Source organism: Prevotella pallens ATCC 700821, assembly GCF_000220255.1.
In the GTDB taxonomy this organism is placed as follows: Bacteria; Bacteroidota; Bacteroidia; order Bacteroidales; family Bacteroidaceae; genus Prevotella; species Prevotella pallens.
Genome location: NZ_GL982513.1, coordinates 347,232 through 359,325 on the forward strand (window position 1 = coordinate 347,232; position 12,094 = coordinate 359,325).

Annotated in this window: 9 protein-coding genes and 1 tRNA gene; 3 read left to right on the forward strand and 7 right to left on the reverse strand. The window is 35.6% G+C overall.

Translation table 11 applies throughout. The features are described 5' to 3' along the window. Positions 1 to 249 precede the first annotated feature (249 nt). Positions 250 to 1,896, forward strand: coding sequence for a leucine-rich repeat domain-containing protein (locus tag HMPREF9144_RS01395; protein WP_006044011.1), 1,647 nt, complete (start codon positions 250 to 252; stop codon positions 1,894 to 1,896). 99 nt (positions 1,897 to 1,995) lie between these two features. Further along, positions 1,996 to 2,253, forward strand: a complete 258-nt coding sequence (locus HMPREF9144_RS01400) for a hypothetical protein (protein ID WP_006044012.1) — start codon at positions 1,996 to 1,998, stop codon at positions 2,251 to 2,253. A 154-nt stretch (positions 2,254 to 2,407) separates the two neighbouring features. Here HMPREF9144_RS01400 and HMPREF9144_RS01405 read toward each other — a convergent pair whose 3' ends face one another. From HMPREF9144_RS01405 to HMPREF9144_RS01435, 7 genes are all read right to left on the reverse strand, one after another. Next, positions 2,408 to 3,994 (reverse strand): S41 family peptidase, encoded by a 1,587-nt coding sequence (locus tag HMPREF9144_RS01405; protein WP_006044013.1) that lies wholly within the window; start codon positions 3,992 to 3,994, stop codon positions 2,408 to 2,410. A 71-nt stretch (positions 3,995 to 4,065) separates the two neighbouring features. Further along, positions 4,066 to 6,012, reverse strand: coding sequence for a DNA topoisomerase IV subunit B (locus HMPREF9144_RS01410; protein WP_006044014.1), 1,947 nt, complete (start codon positions 6,010 to 6,012; stop codon positions 4,066 to 4,068). Between the two features lie 33 nt (positions 6,013 to 6,045). Beyond that, entirely contained in the window at positions 6,046 to 7,191 is a 1,146-nt protein-coding gene (locus tag HMPREF9144_RS01415) for a hypothetical protein (RefSeq protein ID WP_006044015.1), read from the reverse strand. A 70-nt stretch (positions 7,192 to 7,261) separates the two neighbouring features. Next, complete coding sequence (locus HMPREF9144_RS01420; RefSeq protein ID WP_006044016.1) at positions 7,262 to 8,491, reverse strand: THUMP-like domain-containing protein; 1,230 nt, start codon at positions 8,489 to 8,491, stop codon at positions 7,262 to 7,264. A gap of 26 nt (positions 8,492 to 8,517) precedes the next feature. Further along, the gene (locus HMPREF9144_RS01425; RefSeq protein WP_006044017.1) at positions 8,518 to 9,285 is read right to left on the reverse strand and encodes a M15 family metallopeptidase; all 768 of its coding nucleotides are present in this window, start codon (positions 9,283 to 9,285) and stop codon (positions 8,518 to 8,520) included. Positions 9,286 to 9,736: 451 nt separating this feature from the next. Next, entirely contained in the window at positions 9,737 to 10,588 is an 852-nt protein-coding gene (locus HMPREF9144_RS01430; RefSeq protein ID WP_006044019.1) for a CPBP family intramembrane glutamic endopeptidase, read from the reverse strand. Between the two features lie 2 nt (positions 10,589 to 10,590). Continuing rightward, positions 10,591 to 11,544, reverse strand: coding sequence for a bifunctional riboflavin kinase/FAD synthetase (locus HMPREF9144_RS01435; protein ID WP_006044020.1), 954 nt, complete (start codon positions 11,542 to 11,544; stop codon positions 10,591 to 10,593). A gap of 257 nt (positions 11,545 to 11,801) precedes the next feature. Here HMPREF9144_RS01435 and HMPREF9144_RS01440 point away from each other — a divergent pair. After that, positions 11,802 to 11,875 (forward strand) — tRNA-Ile (locus tag HMPREF9144_RS01440). The last annotated feature ends 219 nt before the right edge of the window (positions 11,876 to 12,094 follow it).

A 12,094-nucleotide genomic window follows, 5' to 3' on the forward strand; every position in this document is an offset into this window, starting at 1 on the left:
ATTTGTACTTTGTTTTATATTTTCAAAGAATAGTGTTTTAAAGCTATATAATATGGCGTGTTTTGTTATGGTAATACGGATAATCTTATTTTTATGTTAGAAAATATTATTGAATTTAGACGAATTTATAAAAAACATTATTATCTTTGTAGCGTGTCCTTCTTTTTAGTTATGAACTCTTACTGGGGTGGGACTGTAGAGAGAAAGCATAAAAAGAAGAGTTCTAATTTATTTCCTAAACGATGTATTATGAAAATTAAATTTTTATTGTTTGCTGTCTTAATTTCTTTTCCGGCAGTATTGTCTGCACAGACAATAAAAGGCGATGTGTTGGTAAGTGGTAATGGTGCTCCTGTTGATTACAAAATTCCTGAAGGAATACGAGAAATTGCTCCAAATGCCTTTGCAACTTCGTCTGTTAGAAGTGTAGAATGTCCTGCTTCGCTCGAAGTTATTGGGCAATGTGCATTCTTTTATGCCAACAGTTTAAAGACGGTTACATTTGCACCAAATAGTAAATTGAAGGTTATTGGCGAACAAGCTTTCAGCGATTGTGCAAGTCTTGAAACAATAGAACTTCCAAATTCGGTTGATTCTATTGGAACAAATGCCTTTGTGCTATGCGAAAATCTGAAGAAGATAGCTATTCCTACAGGACTTAAGAAACTTTCGCGTAGTACATTTATGTCGTGTTCTAACCTTATGAAGGTGAAGTTTCCCGAAACGTTGAAAGAGATAGACGAAACTTGTTTTGCCAACTGTGTGTCGCTTACTTCTATAACACTAACTGGAGTAGAAACTATTGGCGAACGAGCTTTTTATAACTGTAAGGTATTAACTAACGTAAAGTTAAACGAAGGGTTGAAAGAGATAAAAGCGAATGCTTTTCAGCGTTGCGTTGCTTTAGAAACGCTTGAACTTCCTGCAACGGTAGAGAAAACTGGTGCAAAACTGTTCTTACAATGTCCAGAGTTTGGTGGTTTTACGGTTGCAGCTGCAAGTAAATATATGACGGCTGTTGGCGGAGTGCTTTATTCTAAGGATAAAAGTATGCTTTACGAATGTCCACAAGTTATAGCAACCGATAATTTTGTTGTTCCAGCTGAAACAAAAGTTATTCGTTCTATGGCGTTTTTTGAGTGTCAGGATATAAAAGCAATTACACTTCCTGCTAATATTGAGAAAATTGGCACGGGTGCATTGGCAAATAATGGTATGACGAAGTTTAATTTTGCCACGAACAATAACTTTGTCTTCGCAGACGATGCACTTTATTACAGAAGTCCAAGTGGCAATGGGCTCTATTTGATGGCTGTTCCTTGTAAAGGTAATAGAACCGATTTTGTTCTTCAGTCAAAAACTTCTTATATTGCCGATTATGCATTTGCTTATAACAATAATGTGCAGAAAGTTTATATTCCCGATTTGGTAATAGGCATTGCAAATCGTGCTTTTTATGCTTGCCATGGCTTAAAAGATATTTATAGTTATAGAGAAACAGCTCCCGAACTTGGAGAAGAAGTTTTTGGCGATGTAGAATTTAATAAAGTATATTTACACGTTAGGAAAGGTTCGGAAAAATCGTATACAGACAATGGTTGGATGTTCTTGTGGGGCGACAATATTGAAGGCGATTATCCAAACATTGCAGATGGAATAGGCAATGTCGCAACAGAGAATATGAAATGCTCTGTAGTTAGATTGAATGCAAACGAAGCTTGTTTAACAGCCAATGTAAATATCAGTTCTGTGGAATTGTACAATGCAGCAGGCTCTTTGGTTAGCGAAGTTAGACAGTTTAACAGTAACAAAGTGTTGATTACTTTGCCTTATTATGGTTTTTATATTGCAAAACTGAAGTTTAATGATGGCAGTGTAAAGGTTGTGAAAATCTAATTATTATCATATCTTTATCACATTAATAAATCTATATATAGATTATCAACATTAAGAATAAATAAAATGATTACTTTAAAAAAACAGAAAGAATGAAAAATGATAAATAAAGATTTCAAAGACAATGTTACCCTTATTAATGTTATTCCCCTTATAATAATTCCTATAGGCAAAGATTATAGTAAAATTATGTTTTTTATAGGTTTATCAATATTGTTAGTATGCACAATATTAGAAATTGGTATGCTGTATAAAATAGGAAAGGAAAATAAGAAGAACATAAAAAAAGAAGAAGAACTAATAGTTTTGAGCATATTAGATTCTCTTATGTTATTGCAATATCAACCATTTTTATAATGCCTGGCATATCGGGAGTAGTTAATTAGAATTATGTTTTTTATTGGTTTCTTGAAAATAGGCTTATATGACAAAAAACCAAATTAGAAAATATAAAAGCGAACAATCTGCTATGGTGCAAATTGCTCGCTTTTATATTTATTGTTGTGTTCAATTACTTCTTATCAGCATCTATTACTTCGAGTGCTTTTTTCACAATGTCGCTTTGTTCGTTCCATATTTGGAAATACTCAGTCATATCCCATAAGTCGCGAGCTACAAGCGATTTTAGTTGATAGCGCATATAATCTAATGTCTTTTTAAGTTCATCAGAATCTTTTGGTTCTATCTTTTCTTTCTTTGCTTCGGCAATAATCTGGTTGGTAAGAGAAATAGGAACTTCGTATTGTTTTTTAAACGATTCGAAAGTCTTATAATCCTTCTTTAGTTCTTTACGGTTGTTGTCTACGTACTTTAAGAAAGTATCCATAATAATATTTTTCGCCATAAGTTTACGATGGAAAGCAGTAAACTTAGTTGTATCTAATGGTACAAAATAATCGGGCATAACACCTCCACCACCATAAACAAGACGGTGTTTTCGTACAGTATAATACTTTAAAGAGTCTGTGAAATGAATGCTGTCTGGATTAGTAAGTTCTCCGTTTTTAAGTCGGTTTTCCAAATCCATATCGTAATCATCTTTGTCTCCTTTCTTATAAGGCTTCTGAATGCAACGTCCACTTGGTATATAATAATGTGCAACGGTAAGTCTAATCATACTTCCATCGGGCAATTCAAATGGTCTTTGTACCAATCCTTTCCCAAAAGTGCGACGTCCTATAAGAGTTCCTCGGTCGTTATCCATAATAGCTCCCGAAACAATTTCGGCAGCCGATGCACTTAGTTCGTTAACCAAAACATAAACAGGCATATCTTTTAGTTGTCCATTACCTCTAGCTTTGTAGTTTTGGCGTGGTACGCGTCGTCCTTCTGTGTAAACAATCATATCGTTGTTTTGTAAAAATTCGTTTGCAATACGAACTGCAGCCTCAAGAAATCCACCACCATTGTCTTGTAAATCTAGAATAAGCTGTTTCATACCTTGTTTTTTTAGTTTTTCAACAGCTTCCATAAATTCTTCGTGTGTTTTCATTCCGAAGCTTTCTAAACGTATGTAACCTATCCCAGGACGAATTATATAAGCAGCATTAACTGTGTGAACTGGTATTTTAGCTCGTGTAACAATAAAGTTAAGCATACCCTTTACACCACGACGCACAATGCTTAACTTAACTTTTGTGCCTTTTTTACCCCGTAAACGCTTCATAATATCGGCACGATTCATTTTTACGCCCGCTATTAACGTATCGTCTACCATAACAATGCGGTCGCCTGCAATAATACCAACTTTTTCTGAGGGGCCATTTACAACAGGTTGAATTACCACTAAAGTGTCTTCAATCATATTGAATTGTACACCGATACCTTCAAAATCGCCTTGCAAAGGTTCGTTCATAGCTTTTGTTTCCTTTGCATCGGTATAAGTAGAGTGTGGATCAAGTCCTTTTAGCATACCACGAATAGCATCTTCTACTACCTTTTGCTCGTCAACATCATCTACATAGAAATTTGAAATAGCAATTTCTGCCATTTGCATTTTTCGCATTGGCGAATCGCTACCAAAGTTAAGATTGATTTGTGCAGCAGCAAAAGTGCAGAACAATAAAAGTGTTATTGATAAAAGAAAGCTTCTCTTCATAATCGTTATTCTTAATTTCAAATGTGGTAAATATACTATCTTAAGACTATTACAATAGTGCGGTGTATGAATTATTCTGTTGGAATATCGTCTACTAAATCCTCCTCAATTACCAAGTTTTCGATGATAAAGTTTTGACGTTCCATAGTATTCTTACCCATATAATATTCCAATAGATTTTTTACTTGGTCGTTTTTGTGCAGTGTAACCTGCTCTAAACGCATATCAGGACCAATAAAATGAGCAAATTCATCGGGCGAAATTTCTCCTAAACCTTTGAATCGTGTAATTTCAGGGTCAGGTCCGAGAGCCTCAATTGCATTTATTCTTTCCTCTTCGGTATAGCAATAAATCGTTATAAGGTCGTTTTTCTTTTCACCCTTCAGTTTCTTTGCATCTTGTTCCTCTATTATTTTTTTATTTTTAATCTTAGTTCGTTTATTGCGTACACGAAATAAAGGTGTTTGAAGAACATATACGTGTCCTTTTTTTATTAGTTCTGGGAAGAATTGAAGGAAGAATGTTATAATGAGTAGACGTATATGCATACCATCAACATCAGCATCGGTAGCAACAATTACCTTATTATAACGTAACGAATCTAATCCATCTTCAATATCGAGTGCAGCTTGCAAAAGATTAAATTCTTCATTTTCGTATACCACTTTTTTTGTTAATCCAAAGCAATTTAGTGGTTTTCCACGTAACGAAAATACAGCTTGTGTATTTACATCTCTACTTTTTGTGATGCTTCCGCTGGCAGAATCTCCTTCAGTAATAAATATAGAGCTTTCTTCTTTTTGTTCGTTCTTAGCATCGCTGAAGTGAATACGGCAATCGCGAAGTTTTCTATTGTGCAGATTTGCTTTCTTTGCGCGTTCGCGAGCCAGTTTTGTTACGCCTGCCATAGCTTTGCGTTCGCGTTCGGTTTCTTTTATTTTGTTTTCTAAAATATCGGTAAAATCTTCTTTATGAATGTGCATAAAGTTATCGACATTTGTCTTTATGAAATCGCCAACAAACTTATTTATAGTGTCTCCTCCCGGTGCCATTACTGTAGATCCTAATTTTATTTTGGTCTGAGACTCAAAAACAGGTTCTTCTACATTTATAGCGATTGCTGCAACAATACCATTTCTAATATCTCCATACTCGTATTTACCAAAAAATTCCTTTATAGTTTTGGCTATATGTTCCTTGAATGCGCTTTGATGTGTACCTCCTTGTGTGGTATGTTGGCCGTTTACAAACGAATAATACTCCTCGCCATATTGGTTTGTATGTGTGAAAGCAATCTCTATATCATCACCTTTCATGTGAACAATAGGGTAAAGAGGGTCTACCGTCATATTGTCTGTGAGTAAATCTTTCAGACCATGTCGACTCAAAATACGATGTCCATTATACATAATGGTGAGTCCTGTATTCAAGTAGGTATAGTTCCGAAGCATAGTAACTACAATATCGTCTTGGAAACAGTAGTTTTTAAAGAGAGTGTTATCTGGCTCAAAATAGATATAAGTTCCCTGTTCATCGTTAGATTTTGTGGTTTTATCGGTCTTTTTAATACCTTTCTCGAATGTAAGTGAACGTACTTTGCCCTCTCGAAAGCTTTTTACTTCGAATTTTGAACTAAGCGCATTCACCGCTTTAATACCCACACCATTTAATCCAACACTCTTTTTAAATGCTTTCGAGTCGTATTTACCACCTGTATTCAGCACCGATACAGCTTCAACAAGCTTTCCTTGTGGAATTCCACGTCCATAATCGCGCACCGAAACTCGAAGATTATCTTCTATTTCAATTTCTATGCGTGTGCCTTCATTCATCTTAAACTCGTCGATAGAATTGTCTATAACTTCTTTCAACAGTACGTATATACCGTCTTCAGGTAGTTTTCCATCGCCTAATCTACCAATATACATACCTGGACGGGTACGTACGTGTTCCATATCAGATAGATGGCGAATGTTATCGTCGGTGTATGCTACTGATGTTTTATTTTCTTCGACCATATTTTTGTTTAAGTGGTGTTTTGTTTTCTGGATTTATAAGTTCTTCTTATAGCAACGGCGGCGTTTGTGATTTATGGTCTCAAACATATCCCATTGGCTTTGTACGCCTCCATTTGTTTCCATTTCTACTTGACTTTCGCCCCATTTAATGCCGTATTTAATGTATCGTGGTATTAAATCGTAGAATAACAAAGCGTTTGCTCCCTTTGCTCGATATTCAGGAAGAATGCCTAAGAGTAACAAGTCTACACCTTCTGTTTTCGTAAACTTTATAACTTTCATTAGATGCCACCACCCAAAAGGAAGGAGTCGTCCTTTCTTACATTTCTGTAAGGCGCGACTAAGCGATGGTAATGTTATGCCCATACCAGCAATTTGGTTGTCTTTGTTGGCATCTTCTATCACTGTGATAAAATCTAAATTGGCAAATGGAAAGTATTGTGCTATATATTGGTCAATCTGTTTATCGGTTAATTCCGAAAAACCATATAAATCTTTGTATGTGCTATTGATGAGTTCGAATATCTTTCTACCATAACCGCCTTCGAAAACATCTTTCTTTGTGAGTTTCTTAATACGTAGATTATATCGTTTCTGAATCATTTCAGAAAGCTTTATAAGTTTTTCAGGGACGGCATCGGGTACATTTATTTTGTATTCGAGGTAGTCTACATCTTTTTCCCAGCCTCCCATTGCTTCTATGTGCATAGGATAATAACTGTAGTTGTAAGCTGTAGCTATTGTTCCCAGCTGATCAAAGCCCATTGTTAGCATTCCTTCGGGATCCATATCGGTAAACCCTAATGGTCCAGCAATGGTTTTCATTTTTTTTGAACGTCCGTAATCGGCTACAGCGTTAAGCAAGGCTTCCGAAACTTCAATATCATCAATGAAGTCTATCCAGCCAAAGCGAACATCTTTTCTATTCCATTTTTCGTTGGCTTTATGATTGATGATAGCAGCAACACGCCCTACTATTTTTCCATCTTTAAATGCTAAAAAGTATTCGGCTTCACAGAATTCGAAAGCTGCATTCTTATCTTTTGAGAGTGTGTTCCATTCGTCGTCATAAAGATTAGGCACGTCGTAAGGACTTCCTGCATAGAGCTCGTAGTGCAAATCTATAAATTTCTTTAGGTCATTCTTGCTCGTAACCTTCTTAATTTGAATTGATGACATGTTTAAAAAATCTTTCGTAACTTTACTTTTCAACTTGCAAAAGTACGCATTTTAGATAATATTGCCAAATTTACACCTCTTTTTTGCTTATTATTAGTATATGTTCTTTCTCTCCATACGTTGTTGCGAAAATATAATTATCGCCTCCATCGTGTAACTTTAGTCGTTTTCTAAGAGCATCTACTCCTATTGGAAAATTTCTTACAGCAATATTTGCTCGTGTTATGTTTGTTAAAGCATGGCGTATTTCTTTCTTGTTTAATGTGCAAATGTCCATAATTCGGAACCTCCTTCCTGGAAAGTTTGATAGCAGAACTGGAGAAACAAATAGATGAGAATTATTACTTAGTGCTGCCACATTATATGTTTTACTTAACAAAGCAAAGCAACCAGCCTTCATAATAGATGCATTCGGCTCGTATAAGTAGAATGTTGATAAGGCGTTTTTGTTTATTTTCGATAGTTGGAGGGTGTTTTCTTTACTACTGTTTACTTCTTCCTTGTAACAAAAAATATCATTGTTGTTTACGCAAAATATCTTTATAGAGTTTTCTTTTAGTTCCTGTTTCTCTTTTTTATGGTTTGCTAGTACCATTAATAGCTCTTTACACTCGTTTTTTACCGATATAATGTGCACTTCAATTACATATTTTAGTTGTTCTACAGCATTATGCCAATCAAGCATAGGCGAGAGCTTTATTATTGTGAAATCGCATTTTTCTACAAGTTCATCGCATAATTCAAGCACATTCGGCTCACAATCAGCAATCGAAATAACTTTTTTTCCATTGCTATTGCGACGTGCGGGGTCTAAGAAAATAATAGAAGCATTGTTTAGTTTATGTAAAACATCGATGGAATCTTTATTTTCTGCACTTATGTTATGGAGTTTTAAGCATTCGAAGTTATGTGTTGCAATGTTGTAGAGTTGCTTGTTTCGTTCTACATAAACAGCCTTATTAAAAGGTATAGACATATAAGAGAAATCTACACCAAAACCACCTGTTAAGTCGATTAGTGTTGCATTATTTTTCGTTTGAAGTTTTTGCAGCAATCGTTTTACTATATTTTGTTTATATAAAGCTGTTTGTTCGCTGGAACATTGTTCCATATTCAGATGTGGTGGATAAACAATACCTTCTGTACTAGTCCACGTTGGTAGTTTTGTACGTGCCAATTGGTGTCCCCTAATCTGATCGAGAGCATAGGGTAAATCTACTTTAGGAAAATGTTTTCCCATAAGTGCGAGTGTTCGAATGTCGTCGTTGATGTGCTGGCGTATAAATTCAGATGTTTCCAAATGCTATATATAATAAGGTGGGATATCTATTTTATTACTTTTAAATGTGCCTTTGCCCACGCACGTGTGCAAAGATTAAAGTGCCACCACTCTGTTCTTAGTGGTTGGAAACCTGCAAAAGTCATTACATGGCGTAGCAATTTGCGGTTCTCTAAGGTTTCTTTAGTAAGTGCGCCTTGCATTAATAGTTGTTGTTCTTTGTCTATATGACTTTTATTTCCCATATAATCTACTTTCGTTCCCATTGGAATGGTGTCTATTTTACATACTGTTGTGCCATCGCGCCATTGCTTTTCGTTCCATGAACTTTTACAAAGGCTAATATCTACAGCCATTCCATAGTTGTGCATACCTCCTCCGTTAGCAGGATTAGATACATAGAAGCTGTGGTTGGTATTCTTTACAGCATTCCACATAGTTTGCTGTACGCTCATTGGACGTGTTGCATCGAAAATGATGAGGCTTAAATCTGGTCTGATTTGTCTCAATTCTGCTTGTGCTTTCTTTAATGCTGCAGCACATTGGGGAAGCATATAAGCTTTACGCAGACTTTTATAAAGTTGCTTATGGCAAAAATTGTCGGTTCGAGCATACATTAATGCCACCTTAATAGTCGGGTCTATACTTTTTATATCTACCAATCCTTGTTGTTCCATCTGCTGTTCAGAATTAGTCCCTTGTATCTGCTTACTGGTTGTTGGCAATGGTTTGGTGACATCTGTTTTCCAAAAATTTTGTGCCATAAAGCTCGAAACAGCGAACCAAAGCACCATAAACAGCCATTCTTTCTTCATTGTTCTATATGTTTTATTACCACAAAGTTACAATATTATCTTGTTAGTAACAAGCCTATTGCATAGAAACTAATAAGGGCATATACACATCACTCATTGTACAATGGTATTAGAACCATTTTGCAAGTAATAGTTTTATTTTGTAAAAGCAATCTTAATCCAGATCAGTCATTAGCTAATAACAGCATTATATATAGTATTTATGTTATTATTTCCTTTCATCTTTTGATATCTTATCTGCCTCTTATTTAGCTTTATAACCTAACTTAGTTCATTCAGTTATGCTATAAAGCCAGATAATATTATTAGCAATAAAACTACAAGTGAAGCTTAGCTAGTAACCTATTAGTATTCAACGCAAAACAGAAACCACCATTTTGTGTTGCAAAAACCATAGTTCTGCACTCCAAAACAGGCACTTTTGTTTTACGAAAATACGGTTTTTACAATCCTACTTGTTGGCTTGCTTCATACGTATGCTTAATTGGAAGAGCGCAGGAACGAGAATACAGAAAGAGAAAAGTAGTCCTAAATACATAGAACGTTCGCTACCGTGGAAGTAATCTATAAGCTTACCATCAGCCATGTGAGGCATTAAGTTAAACATTAAATATGCTATAGTGTTGTTTACCCAATGCAACACAATACCAGGGAGTACGCTTTTGGTGCGCATATACATCCAACCTAGAGCTAAACCTATTATAAAGGCATGCACACCTTGTGCTATATTACCATGTATGAATGCAAAAATTAAAGCTGTTAAAGCAATGGCTATCCATCTGCCTTTGTGCTCAAAGGTGTTGAGTAGGACTCGTAATATAGCACCACGAAATATCAATTCTTCTGCAATAGGAGCCAGAATGCCCACGATAAGGTAGCCAAGAGGTTGTCGCATAATGCCCTCAAAGAGTTGAGTCATATTGTCGGACATCGTAATTTGCAATTTTTCGTAAACAAACTGTGCTGGAAGAATAATACCAATCGACAACATAGCAGCCCAGAATAACACTCCCCACGGTTTTGTTTGAAGGTAAGTACGAGAGATAGGTGCCCATTTCATCTTAATATAAATAAGAATTGCGGCAACACTCGAAAGCAAATTGGCTGCTATTAGCACATCGCTATATTTACCCGATTGCATACTTTGGGCTACATTAAATAGGTCTAATCCTTTTAAATATGCGTAAATAGCGATAGTTCCGAACTCGAAAACAGAATGAATAACGATGAAAAGCGCAACGAAAAGTGCGGCGTATAGCAGATTCTTTAAAACGTTATTTTGTACGTTTATAGTTTTTTTCATTATCAGTTCTTATTGTTTTTTAAAATTGTTCTTATCTGTTTTGCATCTAATTTCATTTGATTTGCAAGCGCATCTATACTCGAAAACTTTTGCGTAGAACGTATACGAGTAATGAAACTTACCTCTATAATACGTCCATACAAGTTGTCCGAGAAATCGAATATATTTACTTCAACCGATATATTCCTACCATTAAAGGTAGGACGAGTACCAATATTAAGCATTCCATCGTACTTTTTAGAGTCGTCTAATATACTAACACGTACCGCATAAACTCCCATTTCTGGAAGAAGTTTTTCGGTTTTGCTAATATCGATATTAGCAGTTGGGAAACCCAATTTATGTCCATTTTGATAGCCGTGTACCACCTCTCCGCGTAACGAATAAGGCACACCCAGGCAACGTGTAGCTTTCTCCATATCGCCAGATTCTATAAACTGACGTATAATAGATGAGCTTATATTGAATTTATCTATAGAGAGAGCTGTGTTTCGGCATACTTCAATTCCTATTTCTTTGCCAAAATGTACGTAATCATCGAAGGATTCTGTTCTGTTATGACCAAAACGGTTATCGTATCCCATAACCAATTTACAGACATTTAATTGTCTTTGCAGCACATTTTGCATAAATTGCTTCGATGTTAATTGTGCCAAAGCTGTGTCAAAGTGGAGCACTACAACATAGTTGACGGCTGTTAGTGCAAACTTTTCTAACTTTTCATCTAGCGTAGACAACATTTTAGGCTTATAATTGCACTGCAAAACTTGTCGGGGGGGACGGTCGAAGGTTATTACCATCGATTTTAATCCATCTCTTTCAGCCATTTCAGCCATTCGACTAATAAGAAACTGATGCCCAAGATGTACCCCATCGAAAAAGCCAATTGTAGCAACCACTGGAGTTTCTACTGCCAATTCGTTAGTATTTAAATCTTTAAGAAATATTGTTTTCATTATATATCTTCGTCTCCCTACCTTGTTTCTATGGTTGTCAAGCTGCAAGTTTATTGTTATTGAAGCTAAATGCAATAGCTATAGCAACCTTTTTCCCATACGGTATCCATTCTTTAAAATGCAGTGCAAATATACATCAAATAGACCTAACAATCGTTTTAAAGCACGCAAAATGTGTTAAAACACGAAAAAAATCTCATTATTATTCACGTTTTTCCAATTTATTCATTACCTTTGCAGCCGTATTTACGAATACTGGACTTGTAGCTCAGTTGGTTAGAGCAACAGACTCATAATCTGGAGGTCCCTGGTTCAAGCCCAGGCTGGTCCACACAAATATCAAAGAGTTGCAGATAATTCTGCAACTCTTTTTCTTTATATAAACACAAAGGCTAACTTGTATTTTCCCGATTCTAGGTATAAGATGTATAAATAGATAATTTACAAAATGAATTCATAAAACAAAACGATGACTTTTCAAGTAAAGTAACTATATTTGCAGTTGCTTACTTTTGTTTGACAACGTACAACCGCAGAGGAGCAACCTACA